This window comes from Microlunatus elymi, assembly GCF_007362775.1.
GTDB lineage: Bacteria > Actinomycetota > Actinomycetes > Propionibacteriales > Propionibacteriaceae > Microlunatus > Microlunatus elymi.
This window is the reverse complement of the sequence record NZ_CP041692.1, coordinates 2066004-2086858: the sequence shown is the minus strand read 5'-3', so window position 1 is coordinate 2086858 and position 20855 is coordinate 2066004. Positions and strand designations below refer to the sequence as shown.

The window sequence follows — 20855 nt, the reverse complement described above, 5'->3', positions numbered from 1 at the left end:
CATCGTAGACGTCCACCGTCGCGGACGCGACCTGACCGACTTGTCAGAACGCAGCTGGGCTATGGCCAACTACGTTCTGACAACTCGAGGTTCAGGCTGCGCGGGTGAGCAGGTGCACGGAGCGGCGGGCGGCGACGCGGGCGTAGATGTCCTCGAAACGATCAAGGGTGGCGCCGAAATCGTGGACCGAGACGAGCTCACGGCTGTGCTGGCCCATCCGTCTGCGCAGCGCGGGATCCGAGACCAGGGTGGACAATCGCAGGGCCAGTTCACCGATGTCACCGGGGGTATACAACCAACCGTTGTGCCCCGGCTTCACCAGGTGCGGCAGCGCCATCGCATTGGCGGCAACCACCGGCTTGCCGGCCGACATCGCTTCCAGGGTGACCAGACTCTGTAGCTCGGCGACGCCCGGCATGCAGAAGATCGCGGCCCGCCCGTACGCGGTGAGCAAGTCCTGTTCGCTGACGTGACCGAGGAAGCTGACCCGGTCGCTCACGCCCAGCTCGGCGGCCAACCGAACCAGCAGGTCATGTTGATCACCGTGGCCGACGATCTCCAGCCGGGCCCCGGTGCCGGCCGGGATCCTGGCGAATGCGGCGATCAGTTCGTCGATCCGTTTCTCCTGGTCGAGCCGTCCGACGAACAAGATCACCGGCCCGGTCCCGGGCTGCGCCTGCTGGCTGGCCTGCCAGTAGCGCTCGGAGTCGATGCCGCAGGAGATCGCCTCACCGGACAGACCGGTCGCGTCCTGCAACAACTGGATCGCGCGGGGCGTCGGCGCGGTGATCACGTCCGCCCGGCCGAACACCCTGGCCAGATCGCGCCAGGCGATCCGTCCGGCTGCCTGGTAGAACGGCCGCGGCAGCAGCGGCACGTAGCCGAACACGTTCTCCGGCATGAAGTGATTGGTGGCGACCAGCGGGATGGCGCGATCGGCAGCGGCGTAGGCCAGGCCGCGGCCGATCACCATGTGCGACTGGACATGCACGACATCGGGCCGCAGCTCGGCAAGCAGCCGCCGCGACTCCGGGATCGTCTGCCAGGGCAGGCAGACCCGCAGACTCTCGTGCAGCCGATAGCGAATCGAGTGCAGCCGATGAACGGTCAGCTCGCCGACGTGTTCGGTCCGGGCCGGGCCATCGGTCGAGGCGGAGACCACATGGATCTCGTGTCTGCGACCAGCCAGTCCCTCCGCCAGCCGTTCGGCGAACCGGGCAGCCCCGTTGATGTCGGGCGCGTAGCTGTCGGCTCCGATCACGATCTTCACGTCTCGTCCTTTCAACCAATACCGGCGCCGGCCCGAACGAGCCGGTCAGATTCTTCAGCGGTTTCGTGAACAGCGATGTCAAGTTCTTGACGGCGCGGGGACGCTTCGGCATCCGGATGGGTCCGGGCCAGCGCGATCACCCCACCGACGGCAGCCAGACCGCAGATGATCATGCCGATCGTCGCCCCGGCCGTCAGCGTCGCGCCCTCACCCAGCAGCAGCAGTCCGATCACCACCGCGATCATCGGATCGACCACCGTCAGGCTGGCCAGCACCACCTCGGCCGGCCCGCTCGCGTACGCCTGTTGAACCAGCCATCCGCCGGCGGCGCCGCTCAAGATCATCAGCCCGATCATGGCCGATCCAGCCGGATCGAACAGTCGGCCAAGATCAATTCCGCCGCTGCCCGCCTGCAGATGCTGGCCGAGCGCCCGCATCAGGACTGCAACCATGCCGACACCGAGCGCGCCGGCAACTGCGTTGGACAGGCATCGGATCCAGCCGTGCATCCTGCGCGTGATCAAGATCGTCGATCCGATCACCAACAGCACGACCGCTTCGGTGATCAACAGACCCGTCATCGGCACCGGCCGATCGGTGGAGACCTGTTCGGCCGCGATCCCGACGAAGGCCCCGATGCTGACCACGCAGAGCAAGATCGGCAGAACCGAGCGCCGCGACGGTCGGCGATGCGCGAGCTTGGCGGCCAACAGGACCGCGATCGGCACCCCGAGCACCCCGATCGGCTGGATCACCGAGACCGGCGCGAGCCAGAGCGCAATCACATGCAGACTGCCGCCGAGCACCATCAGCGCCGCGCCGCCCAGCCATCCCGGCTTGCTCACCAGCGTCGGGATCCGCCGCAGGCTCAGCCGATGCTGGCGGATGTGCCCCGTACTGCTGCCAAACCGCTGGTCGGCGCCTGTGGTCGGAAGATCACTGAGCACCGTCCGCCGGACGGCGCGCTGCTGGTAGACCGCGGCCGCAGCGAAGCAGATCGCATCGATCACGGCGAGGACGATCGCGACAACGATCCACCCTGACGAGCCCATCATCGACTCCCCCGATGAGCCCGGCGCGTTGCCGTACCAGTGGTGGTGGTTGCGTTCACGGGAACCACCGTTTCATTCGGACTGGCTGGCAACCATCCAGAAGCCCACCTTCTCCACTGTGGGGTTATCCAGAGCAGACCTCGGGCGGACGGCCGACGCGACAAGATCGTCCCGCAGTATGACGACAGCCGCCCGGCGTCCACGCGTCGATCCGGTTGCCGACGGAGGCGTCGCTGACCGATCTGGAAGACTGGGGCCGTCACACCACCGTACGAGGCCACGGCCCGTGCGAGCCCACCTGCCGTTCTCCAGCCGATCGGACCGGACGAAGTTGATCATGAAATCGGACTCGCCGCGGGTTGCGCCCCTGCAGATCGCGGTGGTCTGCGATTATGCGCTGGACTATCTCGGTGGCGCGCAGACCGCACTGCTGCAGGAGGCAGCTGCGGTGGTCGCGGCCGGCGGCCGGGTGGTCGTACTGTCGCCGTCGTCGCAGCAGGTATGGCAACAGGTCTGCCCCGATGATCGCATCGACCACGTGACCATGCCGGCCCGCTGGACACTGCCCGGCCTCCAGCTGCCGGTCCTGCGCAACACCGAGGGTCTGCGCCGGCAGCTGCAAACGATCTTGGTCGAACGGTCGATCGACATCGTCCACCTGCAATCGGAGTTCGGTCTGTCCGCGGCCGCGGCGATGGCCGCACGCCGGCTCGGACTACCGGTGGTGCACACCGTGCACACGTTCTTCTGGCAGGCGCCGCGACGGGGACAGTTCCTGATCGCGGGCCTGGTCCGGCGCTTTCATCGCCGGGTCACCGGGCTGGTCCCGACGAGCGTACGACTGGCCGACCCGCGGGCCGACAGTGCGCTGCGCAACATGACCCTCACCGTCGCTCGGCAGGCCGACCTGGTGATCTCGCCGTCAGCGCATCAGGCGGAGCGGCTGCGGACTGCCGGGCTGGAGCAGGTGACGGTCCTGGCCAACACCGTGTCCACCCTGCCCGAGGCCGCTCCGCTGACCGACGTCGTCGCGCCGTTGAAGATCATCTGGATCGGCCGTTGCGTACCCGAGAAGCGAATCCTGACCTTCGTCAACGCGGCGGTACGCGCCGCCGAGCGGCTCGATCCGGGACAGATCCAGTTCACCGTCGCGGGCGACGGCAGTCAGCTGGCCGAGGCCCGGGAGATTGCCGCGGGTCACCGGCAGATCAGATTCCTCGGCCGTCAAGATCATGATCGAATCGGTGCCCTGCTGGCCGACGCACACCTGCTGGCGCTGACCTCCCGGGGCTTCGACAACCAGCCGATGACGATCGTCGAGGCGGTGATGGCGATGCGCGGTGTGGTCTACTGCGATCCGGCACTGACCGAGGGGCTCGCCGGGCCGGGGATCTCCTCGCCCGCCTCCGACGACGCGTTGAGCGACACGTTCGTCGATCTGGTCCGGCACCCGGAGCAGGTGATCAAGGCTTCGCAGGCCGCGGCCGAGGAACGCGAGCAGTTCTCACCCGGGTGCCATGCGGCCACCCTGCTGAAGTTGTACCGCGGTCTGATCAGATCCGGCGGCCGAGGAATTCGATGATCATCTTTGCTGCCGGCTCAGCACGTTCGTAGTGAATCAGATGGCCGACGTCGGCCAAGATCAACAACCGGCCGTCGCTCAGCCGGGACACCAGCCGTTGCTGGGCAGCGATCGGCACGATGTCGTCACGATCACCGCCGATCAGCAGCGTCGGCACCGCGATCCGGTCGGCGTACTCGCCGACGTCGTCCGACACCGACGCCTCGAAGGCCTCCACCACGACCCGTCGATCGGCAAAGTTCGAGAAGTAGCGATGATGTTGATCATGGATCCAGGCCCGCAACTGCGGATCGTCACTGGTGGCCATCACCTCGCTGAGTCCGCGGACAATCAGTCGGTTGGCCAGCAGCGGCCGGCCAAGTCGCTCGGGCAGCGCGGCCCCCAGCTTGTAGTAGCCGACCGCGATCCTGGACAGCACCGCCCGAGGACCCTGCAGTGCGGGAGCCGCGATTGGATTGATCAACACCAGCGCAGCCGGCCGCAATCCGGCCGCCACGGCCGCCGAGGTGATCACCGATCCGAACGAGTGGCCCAGCAGCACCAGCGGTCCGTCGTGCTGGAACTGAGTGCAGAAGTCGGCCAGCCAACCCGCGTACGCCGCGACGTCGTGCTTGCCCCGCCGAAACGGGGTCGACTCGCCGAAGCCGGGCAGATCCGGCGTGATCACCCGATAACCGTCCAGTCGAGCGACGATCGGCAGCAGACCGTGATGATCACCGCGAAAGCCGTGCACGGCGATGATCGTCGTCGTGGTCCCGGCGTCCCGCGCCGGCTCGCCCCACTCCCACCACCGCGTACGGGAGCCGGCCAGCACTGCTTCACCGTCGGACACCGGTACGGGATCGGGGGACAGATCGGGAATCGCCATGCCCGGAGGCTACCGGGCGGTGTGTCCCCACCGTGGCCGAGCTTCGACCCGCAGGGTGTGATCGCGTCGACTCGGCCGCCTTGCCCGGGCTGCATAGGCTCGGACCCACTATGAGTTGGACTCCCACCGGCACACCACAGCCTCGATACGACGCGAGCGACGGACGGCAGCTGAGCCCGACGACCGCCCGGACTCGGATGAATCCGTTCGCCGCCGCGGTGCTGATCGGCGGCCTGCTGGCGTTCATGTGGGTGCTGGAGATCTTCGACCAGTCGACCGGCGGATCCCTTGACCAGTACGGGATTCACGCCCGCGAGCTGGACGGGTTGCCGGAGATCTTCACCGCTCCCCTGCTGCACGGCGGGTTCGAACATCTGCTCGGCAACACGATGCCGTTCGCGGTGCTGGGGTTCATCGTCGCGCTCGGCGGTTTCGCCCGCTGGCTCGGTGCCTCGCTGATCATCGTGATCGTCTCCGGCCTGTCCGCCTGGCTGCTCACCCCGGCGAACACGATCGTGCTCGGCGCCAGCGGTTTGATCATGGGCTGGCTGACCTACATCATCGCCCGCGGCGCCTTCGACCGTCGACCGCTGCCGATCGTCGTCGGTCTCGCCGTGCTGCTGCTGTACGGCGGGATGCTGTGGGGCGTCTTCCCGAGCCAGGCGGGGATCTCCTGGCAAGCTCACCTCGGCGGCGCGATCGGCGGAGTGATCGCGGCAAGCAGGATCCACCGGCGCTCAACCTGACTTAACCCGCGATCCAAGTTGGCGATGTCGACGGTCGCCTTCTTCGGATCCCAGGAGGTACGGCACCCATAGCCGAGCCCCTGACTGCCCAACCTCCTTGGATTCGTCCGGGGCGTGCGGGCAGTCGACACAGGGGCACCCTGAATCACAGTGGTGCGGCGGCGCGGTCGGGTCGGGACGCTTCGGCGGGAACGTCTGGCCCGTTCAGACGCCGGCCCGTGGACGGCCGACTTCCCCGGCCAAATGTTCGGATTTCAGGAGGTACGGCACCTCGGCTGCGTGCGCCGCGGCAGGCCGATCGTGGTCTGCTCGACGGATCAGGTGCGCGCGGTCACGATCCGGTACGCGCTGGGTCAGGCTGCTCGGCCGGGTGGGCCAGCAGACCACAGACCAGCAGGCCCTGGGCGGACAGATAGCTGAGCATGATCACCATGTCCATCAGGTGACCGGCGGTCGACGGGTAGAACCAGGTCAGCCCGAGCAACGAGTCGCTGATCACGAACAGCAGACCGCCGAGGGCTGCACGCTTGCCGAAGGCAGTGGCGAGGATCGCCATCGCGACCAGGCTGAAGCCGTAGATCATCACCGGGACCGCCAGTCTGTCCGCCTGGATGATCATCGGCGCTCCGATCCCGACCAACACCATCGCGTACACGATCACGGCCCACGGGCGCGTCACCAGGCTCCGCTGCCGATGCGGCCAGAATGCGGCGATGAAGAACAGTTGGGCCAGCAGAAACAGCCCGATCTTGATCAGAAAGCTGACCCCGCCGGCGGTATCGCCGAGCCAGGAGAAGATCAACGCCCCGAGGACCAGCAGCACCGTGCGATCAAGCAGCGGCCGAGCGGTGATCAGCACCCCGATCAACAGCGGCATGGCCAGTAGTCGGAGCACGAACGACATCGTCTCCGCCCCGGTCGCCTCGGCCACCCCGTCCAGCACGGTGCAGAGCAGGTAGCCGATCGCGAGCATCACGGTCGGGAACCGGTACGCCGGACGCAGCGATGGCGGCGGCGGACCGAAGCTCCCGAGGATGCACATGGCGTCAATGTAGACGGCGGGGGTGACAGTTCTCGGCCTGGCGCCGTGCCGGTTCGACGTGACGAATGACACGATGAGGCCATGGCTCACGACTCGACATCCCGGCAGATCCCGGCGCCAGATCGTTCCGCCCTGGTGCTCCCCTACGGCGAGGCCCGACCGGTCATCGCCCCGACGGCATGGCTGGCGCCGAACGCCACCGTGATCGGGGCCGCCACCCTGGACGCCGAATCATCGGTCTACTACGGGGCCGTCGTACGCGCCGACATGGCCGAGGTCCGACTCGGTGTCGGGAGCAATCTGCAGGACAACGTCGTGGTCCACACCGACACCGGCTTCCCGAGCCTGATCGGACGCGGCGTCAGCGTCGGACATCTGGCGGTCATCCATGGCTGCACGATCGCCGACAACGTGCTGATCGGGATGAACGCGACGATCTTGAACGGTGCTCAGATCGGTACCGGTGCGCTGGTAGCGGCCGGCACGGTGGTGCTGGAGGGCACCGTGATCCCGCCGCGCTCGCTGGTCGCCGGCGTCCCGGGCAAGGTACGCCGCGAGCTGTCCGAGTCCGAGGTGGAGAAGGTGATCGAGAACGCCCAGGAGTATCTCGACCTGACCGCCCATCACCGCCGACTGTGATCAGGAGAGTCATGACATCCCTGGACGAGTTGCCCGAACGAAGCCGTACGGTGCACGCTGCCCTGCTGGCTGCCGGCGTCGAGCCGGCGATCCGGGTTCTGCCCGACTCCGCGAAGACCGCGGTGCTCGCAGCGGCCGCGCTGGACTGCGAGATCGGCGCGATCGCCAACAGTCTGATCTTCATGGCGGTCGATGATCACGGCAACGAATCGCCACTGCTGGTGATGACCAGCGGTCGGCATCGGGTCGATACCGACGCGCTGGCTCGGCGGCTCGAGCTGACCAAGATCATCCGCGCCGACCCGGACCAGGTCCGCGCCGCCACCGGGCAGGCAATCGGTGGCGTCGCACCGACCGGACATCCCGAGCCGCTGCGAACGATCATCGATGAGGCGTTGGCCGACTACCCCACCCTGTGGGCTGCCGGCGGCACCCCGCACACGATCTTCCCACTCAGCTGTCCAGAGTTGATCAAGATCACCGACGGCCAGGTGGAACGGGTCGGCGACTGAGATCGCTGGCTGAACCTCAGCGGCCGACGTTGCGTTGGCCGCGGCGGGACAGTGCGTCCAGCACGACGGCGGCGAGCAACACCAGTGCGGTGATGATCTGCTGGGCGTCGGAGTTGAAGCCGATCAGGTAGAGGCCGTTGTTGATCGAGCCGACCACCAACGCGCCGAGCACCGGGGCCCACGCCGATCCGCGGCCGCCGAAGAGCGACGTACCACCGATCACCGCGGCGGCGATCGCATTCAGTAGGTCCTGGGTGCCGACCAGGGTTGAGCCCGCGTTGGTGGTCACGCCGGCCTTGATCAGACCGAAGAAGGCGGCCAACAGGCCGGCGATCATGAACACGCTGATCCGTACCGCGGTGACCCGGATGCCGGACCGGCGAGCCGCTTCGACGTTGCCGCCGACCGCGTAGATCGCCCTTCCGTACTTGGTTTTCCGCAGCATCAGGTCGACCAGGATGGCCACCACGCCGAGGGCGAAGAACGGTAGCGCCAGACCGAAGTCGTAGTTCACCGTGATCAAGAATGCGAACAGCACCGCGGCCAAGATCACGCTGCGGATGCCGATCGCCACGTACGAACTGGACTGCAGCCCGGCGCGCCGCCGACGGATCGCACCGACCAGCTGACCGATCAGGTAACAGCCGACCACGATCACCCCGAAGGTGTACGCGACCGGTGCCGGGAAGTAGAAGTTCGCCAGGTCTGCGGCAAAGGTGTCAGACATCGACAGGTTCTTCTGCGTGCCCAGGATCGTCAGCGTCAGTCCGGTATAGGCCAACAAGCCGGCCAGGGTGACCACGAAGGCCGGAATCCCCACGACAGCGAAGAACCAGCCCTGTACCAGACCAACCAGAACACCGAAGCCGAGCATGATCAACACCGCCAGCAACGGGTTCATCCCGTGCCGCAGCATCAACACACCGAGCAGTGAGGCACACAAGCCGCCCAACTGGGCCAGCGAAAGATCGATCTCGCCCAGTAACAGGATGAAGTTGATCGCCAGCGCCAGCATGCCGACGTAGGCGACCTGGGTGGACAGGTTGACCAGATTGGACGGCGAGACGAAGTTGTGGTTGATCGACTGGAAGACGATCACGATCACGATCAGGGCGAAGATCACCGGAATCACGCCGAGCTGGCCCTCGCGCACCCGCCGGATGAAGGCGGCGACCGGGTTCAAGCGCTGGATCCGCTCATCGGGAACCACCGTGCTCACGGTGTCGGTACTCATCGAATCCCCTTCTCTGCTTCGACATTCGCCGAAGGGCCGGACGACGTGTCCGCGTACTGCGGCAGGCCGTCGGTGTGTTGCGGCAGATCATCGCCGTGCCGTCGGGCCGCGCGCTGGCTGACCACGTTGTCCGAGGCACCGGTGATCGCCGCGACCAACTTCTCCGACGTGGTGTCGCCCGGGAAGTCGCCCGCGTCGCGGCCGAGTCGCAGTACGTGGATCCTGTCGCAGACCGCCTGCACGTCGGCCATGTTGTGACTGACCAGCAGCACGCCGAGTCCCTGCTCACGCAGCCGTTCGATCAGATTCAGCACCTCCGCGGTCTGAGCCACGCCCAATGCCGCGGTCGGCTCGTCCAACATCACCAACGCCGGCGAGCCGAGCAGCGACCGGGCGATCGCCACCGTCTGCCGCTGTCCGCCGGACAGCGCCGCGATCGGGATCCGTACGCTGGGGATCTTCGCCGACAGTGCCCGCAGCAATTCCCACGATCGCTTCTCCATCGCGACTTCGTCCAGAATCGGGCCGATCAGCTCCTCCTGGCCGAGGAAGAGGTTCCCCACCACATCCAGGTTGTTGCACAGCGCAAGATCCTGGAAGACGGTCGCGATACCGCCCTTCTGCGCTGCCTGCGGGGTGCTGAAGCTGACCGCCTTGCCACGGACCTTGATCTCTCCGGTGTCGGCGCCGTGCACGCCGGCGATGATCTTGATCAAGGTCGACTTGCCGGCGCCGTTGTCGCCGACCAGGCCGACGACCTCGCCGGCATGCACCGTCAGGTTGACGTCGGCGAGCGCCTGCACCGCGCCGAATCGCTTGTGGATGCCGGTCAGCTGAAGGACCGGCTCTTGTTCGGACACCCGAACTCCCTCGTTCTCATTTCGCCTTGTTGGCTTGAGCATCCGACGAGCGCGTCGGATCTGCCGACCCGACGCGCTCGTCGATGGTGACTCAGTTGGTTGTGTTGATGCCCGCGTCGGTGCACAACTTCTTCACCGCTGCGGTGTTGCAGACGTCGGAGACCTTCGTCTGGCCGGTCTTGAACACCTTGTTGATGTTGTCCTTGGTGATCACGTCGGCCTCGACGAAGTCGGTCGGCGTGTTCTTGTAGGTGTCCTTGGCATCCGGCTTCTGGCCCTTGGCCAGCGCGACGGCCGCCTCGGCTGCGTACTTCGCCTGCGGTGCGTAGGACTTGTAGATGGTCGCGTACTGATCGCCCTTGAGGATGTTCTGCAGACCGTCCACCTCGCCGTCCTGACCGGTGACCACTGGGGTCTGGCCGGCCTTCTTGGCGGCGGCGATCACGCCGCCGGCGGTGCCGTCGTTGGCGGCGTAGATCGCGATCGGCTTGGGCTTTCCGCCCTGCAACTGACCGGCCACCCACTGCCGCGCATCGTCGGGGTTCCAGTCCAGGGTGTCGTGGCTGGCGGCGATGTTGACGCCGGCATCCTTCAGCACCTTGGTGGCGCCCTTCTTGAAGTCGGCCGCGTTCGGGTCCTTGGGGTCGCCGTTGACCATCCAGACCGGCCCGGACTTCGGGTCGACGCCCTTGGCCTTCAGCCCGGCCAGTACGGCGTTGCCCTGCAGCTCACCGATCTTCTCGTTGTCGAACGAGGTGTAGTAGGCCGAGCCCTCGAAATACCGGTCGTACGAGATCACCGGCACGTCCTTGGCCTTCGCCTTGGCCAGCACTGCACCCAGCGACGACGCGTCGACCGGATCGAGCACGATCACCTTGGCGCCGTCGGTCAGCGCTGCCTCGACCTGTTGCTGTTGCTGGGTCGCGTCCTGGTTGCCGTTGTTGTAGACGACCTGGGCCGACGGGTCCAGCGCCTTGACGTCCTTCTCGAAGTTCGGCCGATCCTGGGACTCGTACCGAGTCGTCTTGTTCTCCGGCAGCAGCAAGGCGATCTTGGTCGCTCCGCCGGCGCTGCCGCCGTCGGCCGCGGCCCCGCCGTCGTTGCCCTGCCCCTTCTGATTGCCACAGCCGGCGAACGCCGCCAGCGCAGCCAGGGCGACCGCACCGGCAGCCAGCCCACGAATTGCACGTTGATGCACCACGAAATTCCCTCTCTGACATCGTTGTCATAAAAATGACCTGGCCAACTTTGCGCCGCGGACGGGTGGTTGTCAAGCGGGGATCGACGTGAGCTGGCAGACATCCGGCCGGCAGGGACGTCGCGATTCGCGACGGGTCGAGGTCAGACGAGTTCGTAGCGGCCGGCCGAGCCGCGATCGATCAGCCGGCAGGGCACCACGATCGAACGCGGTGCGGCACCGGCGTCCTGCAATCGATCCAACAGCAACCGGGCACCCTCGCGAGCCAGCGCGGCGAAATCATGGGTGATCACGCTGATGCCCAGCACCTCGGCCAGCTCGAAGTCGTCGAAGCCGACCACCCCGGCGGTCCGATTGAGTCGCTGGAATGCAGTGATCGCACCGATCGTGATCAAGCTGCTGGTGGTCACCAATGCGGTCGGCGGCAGACCGCGCGACATCACCGCGGCGACCACGTTCTTCGCGGTCCGGGCGGTGTGCGCCTCGTCGCGAACGTAGCATTCCCAGTTGGCGATGCCGCCTTCGACCAGTGCCTCCGAGAAGCCGGTCATCCGCTCCCGATGGGTCGCGAGCTGACCACGATCGGAGATGATCGCGATCCGCTCATGCCCTGCCTGCAAGAGATTCCGGACCGCTGCTCGCGCACCGGCTCGATCATCCAACACCACCACATCGGCCGACACACCCGTCTTCGGCCGATCCAGGAAGATCACCGGAGCACCACCGGGACTGGCCAGATAGCGATGATGATCACTGGCCGACGAGACCACGACCAGGCCGGCCACCCGACGTTCCAGCAGTTCCTCGGCCAACCGGTCCTCGGCACTGCCGTCCGCCTCGCTGGTGACGGTGATCAGCTGGTAGCCGGCGGCCCGGAGCTCGCGCTCCAGCACGCTCGCAATCCTGGCGTAGAACGGATTGCCCAGATCGCCGGTGATCATGCCGATCAAGGTCGAGCGAGATCCCTGACGCAGTTCGCGAGCGATCCGGTTCGGCCGGAAGCCGAGCATCGAAGCGGCCTGATGGACCTTCTGCGCGGTCTCGGCCGTGACATAGCGCTCACCGCGAAAGACCCTGGACGCGGTCTTCACGCTGACCCCGGCGAGCTTGGCCACCTGGGCCAGGGTCGGGGCGCCGGTCGACGGCGCCGCTTCGTTCATGTCCTGCTCCTCGGCCTCAACGGGCCATCCATGACATCGTTGTCATCACCCGGCTCCGAGCCTAGGACGATGGTCCGCCGGTCGTCAACGTGATGCCATCGCCGCGGCGGCCTCGGCCGCCTGCCGGTGGGCCGCGGCCAATTCTTCGGCCGCCCGGCCGGCTTCGGCCGCCAACCCCGGAACGACCGCGGACAGCGTCCGGCTGACGGTGATCACCGACACCTCCATGCCGAGAGCGTCGCCGAGGATGATCTGCAGCGGTGGCACGGTGTGATCCCAGCCGGCGTTCGCGCTGCCGTCGTCGTAGATGCCGCCCCGGCTGCTGATGATCACGGCCGGCCGGCCCGCCATCGGCTGGCTGGGCACATCGAACGGTGCCGTGACACCGGGCACGTGGATGTAGTCGATCCAGGCCTTCAGGGTCGACGGCAGCGAGTAGTTGTACATCGGGGCACCGATCACCACCGCGTCGGCGCCCAGCAACTCATCGATGATCTGCTGCTGCAGCCTCTCGGCGTCCTGCGGCGGGCGGGCGTCGGCGGAGCGCAACCGCGGCGGCCAGTGCAACGAGGCGTCGGCCAGATGCGGCAGCGGATCGGCATGAAGATCACGGCGTACGACCCTCTGGTCGTCGCCCAGCCCACGCCAGGCGTCGACGAAGGTCGCGGTGACGGCACGGGAGACCGAGGTGGTCAGGTCGGCCGACGAATCCAGCTGCAGCAACACGGGCATGGCCGAAACCTATCCGGTCTGCGGTGAGTGCGGCGCAGGCGGGCGCGCGGTCGGTTATCGTCCGAGCACCCGATCCAGGTAGGGGTTGGCGAAGACGCGCTGCGGGTCGAGCTGATCGCGGACTGCGCGGAAGTCGTCGAACCGCGGATACCTCGTCCGCAGTTGATCGGCGGTCAGGGTGTGCATCTTGCCCCAGTGCGGCCGGCCGTCGTGAGCCAGCATGATCTCTTCGGTGGCGTCGAAGTAGGGCTCTGTGTCGCGGTCGCGCCAGTAACGGTGGACGGCGATGTAACCGGTGAGTCGATCATGGGCGGTGGACAGCCACAGCGGGTCGGCGGCCGCCGACCTGACCTCGATCGGAAAGGAGATCCGCCAGTCCCGTTCCTTGATCAACTTCTGCAGCCGGCGCAGCACCGTCGGCACCTGGCCGCGCGGCAACGCGTACTCCATCTCGCGGAAGCGGACCGTCCGCTTGGTGGTGAAGACGTGATCGGACCGGTCCGTGAAGGAGCGGTTGCCGGTGATCTTCTCCGCCAGCCGGTTGATCGTCGGCGTCGTCGCGGGAGCCCGGGACTGGAGTGCACAGAGAATCCGGTAGAGCTCGTTGGACACCAGCGTGTCGTCGACGAACCGACGCAGCGGCGGCAGGGCGGCGCGTTGGGCCCCGAAGGGCAGCCGGGTGTTGGTCTTCGTCAACGCGGTCCGGGTGTGCGGAAACCAGTAGAACTCGAAGTGATCGGCGCCGTCGCACCGGGACTCGAACTCCTCCAGCACCCGCTCGAGTGGCTCGGGCCGCTCGTCAGCGGCCAGCACGAATTCCGGTACGCATTGCAGCGTCACCGCGGTGATCACGCCGAGCGCGCCGAGGCCGACCCGGACCGCGTCCAGCCAGTCGGCATGATCAGCGGCCGACACCGTGATCAACTCGCCGGTGCCGGTGGTCAGCTGGACGGCCGCCACCTGGGTCGACAGTCCACCGAACCGGCTGCCGGTGCCATGCGTCCCGGTCGAGATCGCACCGGCAATGGTCTGGGCGTCGATGTCGCCGAGATTCGGCATCGCCAGCCCGTAGTAGGAGATCAGTGCCGGGATCTCGGCCAGCCGGGTCCCGGCCCCGAGCGTGACCTGTCCATGATCAACATCGGCCGATAGCAGCCCGGACAATCGGCGAAGATCAACGTGGAGATCGTCGGCGACCGCGATCGAGCTGAAGCTGTGCCCGGCGCCGACCGGCCTGATCCGGCGACCGTCGGACGCCGCTCCGCGAACCAGTTCGGCCACCTCGCCGACATGCGACGGAACGAACCGCTGCGCCGGCACCGCGAGCTCGGTACGGCCCCAGTTCCGCCAGGCGGTCGTCGATCGACTCACAGAAAATCCTTTCCCTCGCCGCGATAGGTGGGCAACTCGTCGACGATCGACCACTGGGGTCGCGGTCCGTCGACCATCAGCAGCGAGTTCACGTGCTCGCTGAGTTCGCCGGCCTTGGTGTGCCGGAACCAGACCCGGTCCCCCGGTGCAAGATCCCCAGCCCGTGCGCTCCGCAGCGGGGTCTGCACCTCGCCGGCCCCCTCGGTGCCGACGTACTCCAGCCCGGCGGGCCAGACCGGATGTGGCGAGCGGTCCCAGCCGGGTGGGCCGGACGCGATCCAGCCGCCGCCGTGCACCACGGCGACGTCGGGGCGTGGTCGCCGCACCACCGGCAGCGCGAAGGCTACTGCCGGCGCCGGGGTGAAGGCGCGGTAGTTGTCGAACAGATGCGGCCCGAAGATCCCGCTACCGGCCGCGATCTCGGTCACCGAGCTGTCGGCCGTCGTCGTCTCCACCGACCCGGTCCCGCCGCCGTTGACGAATTGAAGGTCCGGCGCACCGGCGTGTTCCAGCAGGGATCGGATCGAGCGGACGGCCCGGCCGCGTCGCTCGGCCAGCTCGGCAACCGACCGGTGCTGCATCGCCCGCACCACCCCGGATTTGATCGCGGCGCCCGGCACCGCGTTCACCAGGCCGGCGACCTGAGCTTCGTACGCCATCAGGCCGACCAGCCGAAATCCCTTACGAGACAGCACTTTGCGTGCCATCGACAGCACCGCCTCGGGGCTGTGCAGCGGCGAACGGTAGACGCCCAGATGCAGCCCGGCCAGATCGAGTGAGGCATCCAACTCCAGGCATACCTTGATCGTCGGACGTCGATCGGGTGGCACCACCGCATCCACAAGATCAAGTTGTTGCGCGTCGTCGATCATGATCGTCACCCGCTCGGCGACGGCTTCGTCGCCGGCCAACGCGGCGATCGCGGACCGGTCGGCCGTCGGGTAACCGACGACGACGTCGTCGATCGTGGCGGCCAGCCAGACGGCCTCCGCCAGCGTGTAGGCCAGCACTCCGGCAACGCCGTCCACCCGCAGGCAGGCCTCGACCAAACCTCGTACCCGCAGCGATTTGCTGGCGATCCTGATCGGTTTGCCGCGAGCACGCTTGATCAACTCGGCCAGGTTGTGCCGCAGCGCGGACAGCTGTCCCACCGCCAGCGGCGGGTCGAGTTCGGCGGTGGCGGCATCGACGCCGGGCCAGTACTGTGCCGGATCGGTCCAGGCGGAAACCCGGTCCACCGCGGCAAGATCGATCATCAGAGCACCTTTCGAACCGGGAGCAGGGCCAGCGCGCCGGCGCCGGCGAAGATCACCACCGCGACGAACAGCAGCCAGAAGCCGCCGGCGAGCACCACCAGCCCGGCTCCGGCCAGTGGCGCGAAGGCCTGCGGGATGGCGTAGGCGATGTTCATGATGCCGAGGTCCTTGCCACGGCTCTCGGCCGCCGGCAGCACCTCGGTGGCCAGTGCTTGATCAACCGCCAGGAACGCCCCGAATCCGAAGCCACACAGGATTCCCGCGATGATCACGGTCGGCAATGCCGGGGCGATGATCAAGATCAGTCCAGCTGCGGACTGCAGGATCGCGGTGATCACCACGTACCGCTTGCGCCGGCCGGCTCGATCCGACCAGCGACCGACGATCAGCGACGCCGCCATCGACGCGATCGAATAGATCGCGGTCACGACCACCAGCATGGTCGACGCCGGACCGGAGGCCAGGTGAAGCCCGAACATCAGGAAGTAGAGCAACAAGGTAGTGGTCAACGCGTTGCCGATGTTGACCAGGACCCTGCTGGCCAGCGTCCAGCCGAAATCGGGATAGCGCCGAGGTGAGATCCAGAAGCCCCGGACGAACGCGCGCAGACTCGCCCGCGGGCGATCGGAGCGGTCCAGCACGGCGTCCGGCATTCGCACCACAAAACCGATCGCGGCGATCAGCAGCACCACCGCGACCAGCAGGTAGCCCTGCTGCTGCGACAATCCGAGTCCGACGACCACGCCGACCCCGAGCAGCACACCGACCGGTTGTGGCGCGGCCATCCAGCCGGAGACCGTGCCGCGTTGCAGCACCGGCACCTGATCGGAGATCACTGCGGTCAGGGCGGCCGTCATCATGCAGAAGCCGATCAGCGTCAGCGGCCAGAAGACCGCCACCCCGACGATCGACTGCTGCCGGCCGAGCAGGATCAACGAGACCGCGAAGACTGCTCCCCCGGCCACGATCCACGGCCGCCGTCGCCCGAAGGCCGACGTGGTCCGATCGGACAACGCGCCCGTCAACGGGTAGGCGACCACGGCGCAGATCCCGGCGATGCCCGAGACCACACCGAAGGCGACCACGTTGCGGATCCAGTCGGCCGGATCGAGATCGAGTACGACGGTCACCTGGGCCGGCAACAGCAGCTGGATCGGCGTCAGCTGAGCCATCCAGATCCCGAACCAGGCAAGGGAAAACCAGCCGATCCAGCCTCGGGAGACACGGCGTCGCGGCTGGGTGGACGACGGTATCAGGACGGGCTCGGGCATGGTGCTGTGATCCTGGCAGCAAACCCGCCGGTTGCCAAGCAACCGACGGCGAAACTCAGCCGGGACCGGCCATCGCACAGACTGCGTCACCGGAAACGCACAGACTCCTCCACCAGATTCGCCGATCCGCTGACGGATCGCAGTCGAGGCAGCAGAATGGTTGATTGCCCGTCTCTGCCATCACCTCGAGGAGGACCCGTGGCTACTCAACTCAACCCGTACCTGTCGTTCCGCGACAACGCCCGCAGCGCGATGGAGTTCTATCAATCGGTTTTCGGTGGCGACCTGACTGTGTCGACGTTCGGTGAATTCCACGCCAGTGAGGAGGTCGACGAGCAGGACAAAGTGATGCACGCGCGGCTCGAGGCGCCCAACGGGCTGGTCCTGATGGCCGCGGACACGCCGAAACAGATGGAGCTCGCGTCCGGCAGCAACATCTCGGTCTCGTTGAGCGGCGACGACGACAGCGAGCTGCGCGGCTACTGGGACAAGCTCAGCGACGGCGGTCAGGTCGCGATGGGTTTGGAGGCCGCGCCGTGGGGCGATGTCTTCGGGATGTGCACCGATCGTTACGGCACCCAGTGGCTGGTGAACATCACCGGACAGCCGAGCTGACCGGCGCGATCAGCCGCCACGCTCGGGTTGCTCGTTGTGTCGGCGTCGGCCGAGACGCCCCGGACGGCGGCAGCAGGAGCAGTTGAACCAGCCCCGCGGCCAGGTAGCGCGCATGCTCGACCGGCGGGACGTCGTCGAAGCCGGCCGGCCGGACGCCGGCGGCGAAGCGATCGGCCAGCCGGTCGGCGAGTAGTTCGGTCAGGCGCGCCCCGACCAGTCCGCGGTCGGTACCGGACAGCCGATCAAGCACGGCTGCCTGATCTTCGACCGCGGCGAACATCTCGACCAGCTCGGCCGGTACCCCGCCGGACCGATCGAAGGGGCAGCGATCCAATGCGTCGGCGAGGCCGGCAAGATCGGTCGCCAGGGCATCGGCGACCAGTTCATGCCGGCTGCCGTAGTGCTGATGCACTGTGCTCCGATTCACGTCGGCCGCCGCGGCGACCTGGCCGAAGGTCAATCGCTGGACGTCGGTGACCTCCAGCAGTCGTCGGGTAGCGTCGCAGATCTGGGCCCGGGTACGGCGATAGCGCGGATCGGCCGGATTGGCGACCGTACGAAGACGGGTCACGGGTGGTTTGACGGGCACGGCCCTGATGCTAACGCGCTGCCCCTACGAGAGGTGATCGTCCTGGTGATCGAGGTCTACGCGGACGTGTTGTCCGGCTGGGCGTACGTCGGCAAGCAGCAACTGGACCGAGCGCTGGCAGCGCTCGATCGCACCGAGGTCGAGGTCGTGTGGCGCCCGTACCTGATCGATCCCACCGGCTCCGGGCCGGCCAGCAGCTGGGCGGCGCACCGGCTGATCGCGTCGGCGTTGGTGCACGGGCCGCGGGCCCAGGGCGAGGTCGCCGAAGCGATCATGGCGGCGCATTTCGTCGACGGACCGACCTCAACGATCTTGACTTCCTGCGTGGCATCGCCGATCGGTACTCGCTGCCCGGCCCGGTCGCCGGGCCGGACGGCCACAGCGGATTGGCCTACCTCGAGCCGGGTTTCGCGGCCGGCGATCCGGTCGAGCGGGCTGCCCGGGAAGGTCTGCTGTTCGGTCGGGCGATCGGGGTGCCGGAGTCACCCACGTACGTGATCAACGACACGATCATCGCCGTTGGCGATCAGCCGTCCGAAGAGCTGGCCGAAAGGTTCCGGGCGACGTTGGCAGCTCCGCCGGCCGTGGTTCCCGACGAGGTACGACGGCTCCGCGCCGCTCGTACCTTGTTGGAGCAGCGCGATCCCCACGGCTGTCTGTATCTCTTGCAGCCGCTGCGGCCGGACTATGACGGCGTCCGCGGTCTGGAAACGCTGACCGCACGGGCGTTGGCGGCCTCGGCCAGCCTGGCGCCGGCTCGAGCCAAGCTGGAGGAATTGCTCGCGGCACATCCCGACGACGCCTACCTGCAACTGCTGCTCGGCAAGACGCTGAAGCGGATGCGTGATCCGCTGGCCGACAAGCACTTGGCGCTGGCGGCGGCGATGAATCCCGAGTACCTGGACTTCTGAGCAGGATGTGTGCTTGTGTCAGCACATGCAAAAGCTGTCGATTCAGGCACTTGCCCGGGAGCAGTTGGAAGCGGCCGGCCGCAGCCCTGCGGCGCGTTCGGCCCGTACGGTCTTCGGCGGGCACGAGCACGCGCTTCGACAGACGGTGATCGCGCTTCAGGCCGATGCGAGCCTGGACGAGCATGAGAACCCGGGTGAGGCGACGGTGCTGGTGTTGTCGGGGAAGGTCGAGTTACGCGCCGGCTCCGATCAATGGCGTGGTGGCCAGGGAGATCTGTTGATCGTTCCGGACGCGCCGCATTCTCTGCACGCGTTGGAGGACTCGGCGGTGCTGCTGAGTGCGGTGCCGCGAGGGCATCTCCGCGCCTGATTCGTCGCGGCGGCCGAGAGGCTCACCATCGGCCGCCGCGCTGTTCGATCAGCTCCGGTTGAGGACCCGACGCAGGATCAGTACAGCCGAGCCGGCGAGAATCAGCACAACGCCGCCGACCAGCGGTCCGATCGGCGGCCCGCCGGTGCTGGCCAGTCCGCCGGCCGAACTCGACGGGCTCTGACCCGGGACCGGCGCAGCCGAAGACTCCGACGCTGACGGCGCCGGGCTAGACGGTGCCGGGCTGGACGGTGCTGGCGAACTGGCCGAAGGAGACGACGTGGGGGTCGTCGTTTCGCTGGGTGACGGGCTCGGGCTCGGCGTCGGTGAGGTCGACTCACTCGGTGACGGGCTCGGCGTCGGAGTAGGCGTTGGGGAGGGCGTGGGCGTCGCATCGGAGCAGGTCAGCTCTGCCTGAAACGGAAAGTCGTGCAACTCGTTGGCGTTGTTTTCGTCCCGGCCGCCATGCTGGAGATTGACCGAGATGATGTTGCCCTCGATGTTTCCGGTCGACAACCACCGCAAAGTCGCGTTCGGGGCGAAGATCGTGCCCTCCACCGTGGCGCTGTTCTGCCGCGCAGTGATGTTGGTCGCATCCGGGAAGTTCCACAGCATGTACGGCGCCTGCGCACCGGAGACGCCAGCCAGGTTGGGGAACACCCCGTCGTAGCCACCGCCGACGATGTTGATCAACAACGGGGTGTCCGCACTGGGTTGATCGCGAAAACTGAGCTCGGACAAGTTACCCAACTCACCCGGATGGAGGGTCAGCACGTTCGTCACGCCCTGCTGGAGGTGAACATAACCCTGGGTGCCCGGGGTGATCTCGTCCAGCGGATTGCCCTGTGCGTCCGTCAACTGCACCGTGGCCGCGCAAGCTGCCAGGTCGTCGGTGATGCTGCGGTAGGCGACGAAGGCATCCGAGATGTCCAGCAGGTCCGCCGCGGGACTCGCGATCGACTCCGGCGACTGTCTGGTGGTGCCGTCGATGGCCGGCGGAACGTCGAGGTAGCTCGCCCCGTCCTCGACGATCCGATAGTTGACCGCTGCACCGTTGTTGTCGGTGTCGAACGCGTCATAGGTGCTGGTGTCGGCGATCTTGGTGAAGCCCTGGTTATGCACCTGAACGCGAGCATTCGTGTCCAGCCACTGCACACCACCGCCCACGTAGAGATAAGTCGGCCGTGCGTCCCCGCTGGGCTGAATCGTGTCGAAAACGGGTGGTGATCCGGCCGCCACGTTGTAGTTGCTGTCGATCAGCAGGTCACCGCCCATGGCTACCGTGCCCTCGGACTCGTTGGCATGGATCCCGACGTTCCTCTCCACGAACGTGAGGAAGCCGCTGTTGGCGGGATGGCCGTCAACCTGGACCCGAACCGGGTTGATGCCGTTCACCGCGGCGGATGACGCCGGGCTGCCGGCCATGGTCAGGCCAATGACGAGCGCCCCGACCGCGCCGGCCGCGATCGCGCCGGGCACGACAGCACCCCGAAGTCGCCGCGATCGCCGGCGAGCTCGGGCGGTCGCGGCTCGACGATCGATCGGACCCGCCGACGAGCTGTCCCCAGAAGTGTCGT

21 protein-coding genes and 1 pseudogene are annotated in these 20855 nt (G+C 67.2%); 8 read left to right on the top strand and 14 right to left on the bottom strand.

All coding sequences use genetic code 11. The annotated features are described in order from the left end of the window. Positions 1 to 91: 91 nt before the first annotated feature. Both FOE78_RS09400 and FOE78_RS09395 read right to left on the bottom strand, forming a co-directional pair. On the bottom strand, positions 92 to 1270 hold the full coding sequence (locus tag FOE78_RS09400) for a glycosyltransferase (RefSeq protein WP_143986050.1): 1179 nt from the start codon (positions 1268 to 1270) through the stop codon (positions 92 to 94). 11 nt (positions 1271 to 1281) lie between these two features. Then, positions 1282 to 2325, bottom strand: a complete 1044-nt coding sequence (locus FOE78_RS09395; RefSeq protein ID WP_143986049.1) for a DMT family protein — start codon at positions 2323 to 2325, stop codon at positions 1282 to 1284. A 283-nt stretch (positions 2326 to 2608) separates the two neighbouring features. Here FOE78_RS09395 and FOE78_RS09390 point away from each other — a divergent pair, with 283 nt between their 5' ends. Continuing rightward, on the top strand, positions 2609 to 3904 hold the full coding sequence (locus FOE78_RS09390; RefSeq protein ID WP_168207445.1) for a glycosyltransferase: 1296 nt from the start codon (positions 2609 to 2611) through the stop codon (positions 3902 to 3904). Here the strand turns inward: FOE78_RS09390 and FOE78_RS09385 are convergent. Beyond that, entirely contained in the window at positions 3876 to 4772 is an 897-nt protein-coding gene (locus FOE78_RS09385) for an alpha/beta fold hydrolase (protein WP_143986047.1), read from the bottom strand. The genes FOE78_RS09390 and FOE78_RS09385 overlap by 29 nt on opposite strands. 224 nt (positions 4773 to 4996) lie before the next feature. On the opposite strand from FOE78_RS09385, the gene FOE78_RS09380 reads away from it, so the two are divergent. Beyond that, positions 4997 to 5518, top strand: a complete 522-nt coding sequence (locus tag FOE78_RS09380; protein ID WP_143988701.1) for a rhomboid family intramembrane serine protease — start codon at positions 4997 to 4999, stop codon at positions 5516 to 5518. Between the two features lie 331 nt (positions 5519 to 5849). Here the strand turns inward: FOE78_RS09380 and FOE78_RS09375 are convergent, their stop codons facing one another. Next, positions 5850 to 6560 (bottom strand): lysoplasmalogenase, encoded by a 711-nt coding sequence (locus tag FOE78_RS09375; RefSeq protein ID WP_143986046.1) that lies wholly within the window; start codon positions 6558 to 6560, stop codon positions 5850 to 5852. An 81-nt stretch (positions 6561 to 6641) separates the two neighbouring features. Between FOE78_RS09375 and FOE78_RS09370 the strand changes: the two genes are divergently transcribed. Next, positions 6642 to 7199: a gamma carbonic anhydrase family protein gene (locus tag FOE78_RS09370; protein WP_143986045.1), complete on the top strand. Its 558-nt coding sequence runs from the start codon at positions 6642 to 6644 to the stop codon at positions 7197 to 7199. A gap of 11 nt (positions 7200 to 7210) precedes the next feature. After that, positions 7211 to 7711 (top strand): YbaK/EbsC family protein, encoded by a 501-nt coding sequence (locus tag FOE78_RS09365; protein ID WP_143986044.1) that lies wholly within the window; start codon positions 7211 to 7213, stop codon positions 7709 to 7711. A 16-nt stretch (positions 7712 to 7727) separates the two neighbouring features. On the opposite strand, the gene FOE78_RS09360 is transcribed toward FOE78_RS09365, so the two are convergent. From FOE78_RS09360 to FOE78_RS09325, 8 genes are all read right to left on the bottom strand, one after another. Next, positions 7728 to 8945, bottom strand: coding sequence for a sugar ABC transporter permease (locus tag FOE78_RS09360; protein ID WP_143986043.1), 1218 nt, complete (start codon positions 8943 to 8945; stop codon positions 7728 to 7730). Continuing rightward, a complete protein-coding gene (locus FOE78_RS09355; protein ID WP_228266122.1) occupies positions 8942 to 9805 on the bottom strand; it encodes an ATP-binding cassette domain-containing protein in 864 nt (287 codons plus the stop codon). Before FOE78_RS09355 ends, FOE78_RS09360 begins: the two co-directional genes overlap by 4 nt. 91 nt (positions 9806 to 9896) lie before the next feature. Continuing rightward, positions 9897 to 11006, bottom strand: coding sequence for a substrate-binding domain-containing protein (locus FOE78_RS09350; RefSeq protein ID WP_143986041.1), 1110 nt, complete (start codon positions 11004 to 11006; stop codon positions 9897 to 9899). A 140-nt stretch (positions 11007 to 11146) separates the two neighbouring features. Next, a complete protein-coding gene (locus FOE78_RS09345; protein ID WP_143986040.1) occupies positions 11147 to 12163 on the bottom strand; it encodes a LacI family DNA-binding transcriptional regulator in 1017 nt (338 codons plus the stop codon). Between the two features lie 84 nt (positions 12164 to 12247). Next, positions 12248 to 12895: an FMN-dependent NADH-azoreductase gene (locus FOE78_RS09340; RefSeq protein WP_143986039.1), complete on the bottom strand. Its 648-nt coding sequence runs from the start codon at positions 12893 to 12895 to the stop codon at positions 12248 to 12250. 54 nt (positions 12896 to 12949) lie between these two features. Then, positions 12950 to 14266, bottom strand: a complete 1317-nt coding sequence (locus FOE78_RS09335; RefSeq protein WP_143986038.1) for a D-arabinono-1,4-lactone oxidase — start codon at positions 14264 to 14266, stop codon at positions 12950 to 12952. Continuing rightward, complete coding sequence (locus FOE78_RS09330) at positions 14263 to 15522, bottom strand: amino acid deaminase/aldolase (protein ID WP_143986037.1); 1260 nt, start codon at positions 15520 to 15522, stop codon at positions 14263 to 14265. Before FOE78_RS09330 ends, FOE78_RS09335 begins: the two co-directional genes overlap by 4 nt. Further along, positions 15522 to 16793, bottom strand: a complete 1272-nt coding sequence (locus FOE78_RS09325; protein ID WP_143986036.1) for an MFS transporter — start codon at positions 16791 to 16793, stop codon at positions 15522 to 15524. The genes FOE78_RS09330 and FOE78_RS09325 overlap by 1 nt, the downstream gene beginning before the upstream one ends. 198 nt (positions 16794 to 16991) lie before the next feature. On the opposite strand from FOE78_RS09325, the gene FOE78_RS09320 reads away from it, so the two are divergent. Beyond that, positions 16992 to 17408, top strand: coding sequence for a VOC family protein (locus FOE78_RS09320; RefSeq protein WP_143986035.1), 417 nt, complete (start codon positions 16992 to 16994; stop codon positions 17406 to 17408). On the opposite strand, the gene FOE78_RS09315 is transcribed toward FOE78_RS09320, so the two are convergent. Further along, positions 17389 to 17997, bottom strand: a complete 609-nt coding sequence (locus FOE78_RS09315; RefSeq protein WP_168207444.1) for a TetR/AcrR family transcriptional regulator — start codon at positions 17995 to 17997, stop codon at positions 17389 to 17391. The genes FOE78_RS09320 and FOE78_RS09315 overlap by 20 nt on opposite strands. Positions 17998 to 18030: 33 nt before the next feature. On the opposite strand from FOE78_RS09315, the pseudogene FOE78_RS24775 reads away from it, so the two are divergent. The 3 genes and pseudogenes from FOE78_RS24775 to FOE78_RS09300 form a co-directional block, all read left to right on the top strand. Beyond that, positions 18031 to 18132: pseudogene (locus FOE78_RS24775) on the top strand (hypothetical protein); the annotation flags it as partial. Between the two features lie 14 nt (positions 18133 to 18146). Continuing rightward, positions 18147 to 18908, top strand: coding sequence for a hypothetical protein (locus FOE78_RS24140; RefSeq protein WP_168207277.1), 762 nt, complete (start codon positions 18147 to 18149; stop codon positions 18906 to 18908). A gap of 25 nt (positions 18909 to 18933) precedes the next feature. Next, entirely contained in the window at positions 18934 to 19278 is a 345-nt protein-coding gene (locus FOE78_RS09300; RefSeq protein WP_143986032.1) for a cupin domain-containing protein, read from the top strand. A 48-nt stretch (positions 19279 to 19326) separates the two neighbouring features. Here FOE78_RS09300 and FOE78_RS09295 read toward each other — a convergent pair whose 3' ends face one another. Next, positions 19327 to 20757 carry a collagen-binding domain-containing protein gene (locus FOE78_RS09295; RefSeq protein WP_143986031.1) on the bottom strand — a complete coding sequence of 477 codons (1431 nt, stop codon included), beginning with the start codon at positions 20755 to 20757 and terminating at the stop codon, positions 19327 to 19329. Between the last annotated feature and the right edge of the window lie 98 nt (positions 20758 to 20855).

Coding starts and splice junctions, on each gene's coding strand:
- FOE78_RS09395 (WP_143986049.1), bottom strand. CDS start 2,325: ATGATGGGCTCGTCAGGGTGGATCGTTGTCGCGATCGTCCTCGCCGTG.
- FOE78_RS09385 (WP_143986047.1), bottom strand. CDS start 4,772: ATGGCGATTCCCGATCTGTCCCCCGATCCCGTACCGGTGTCCGACGGT.
- FOE78_RS09375 (WP_143986046.1), bottom strand. CDS start 6,560: ATGTGCATCCTCGGGAGCTTCGGTCCGCCGCCGCCATCGCTGCGTCCG.
- FOE78_RS09370 (WP_143986045.1), top strand. CDS start 6,642: ATGGCTCACGACTCGACATCCCGGCAGATCCCGGCGCCAGATCGTTCC.
- FOE78_RS09365 (WP_143986044.1), top strand. CDS start 7,211: ATGACATCCCTGGACGAGTTGCCCGAACGAAGCCGTACGGTGCACGCT.
- FOE78_RS09360 (WP_143986043.1), bottom strand. CDS start 8,945: ATGAGTACCGACACCGTGAGCACGGTGGTTCCCGATGAGCGGATCCAG.
- FOE78_RS09345 (WP_143986040.1), bottom strand. CDS start 12,163: ATGAACGAAGCGGCGCCGTCGACCGGCGCCCCGACCCTGGCCCAGGTG.
- FOE78_RS09340 (WP_143986039.1), bottom strand. CDS start 12,895: ATGCCCGTGTTGCTGCAGCTGGATTCGTCGGCCGACCTGACCACCTCG.
- FOE78_RS09330 (WP_143986037.1), bottom strand. CDS start 15,522: ATGATCGATCTTGCCGCGGTGGACCGGGTTTCCGCCTGGACCGATCCG.
- FOE78_RS09325 (WP_143986036.1), bottom strand. CDS start 16,793: ATGCCCGAGCCCGTCCTGATACCGTCGTCCACCCAGCCGCGACGCCGT.
- FOE78_RS09300 (WP_143986032.1), top strand. CDS start 18,934: ATGCAAAAGCTGTCGATTCAGGCACTTGCCCGGGAGCAGTTGGAAGCG.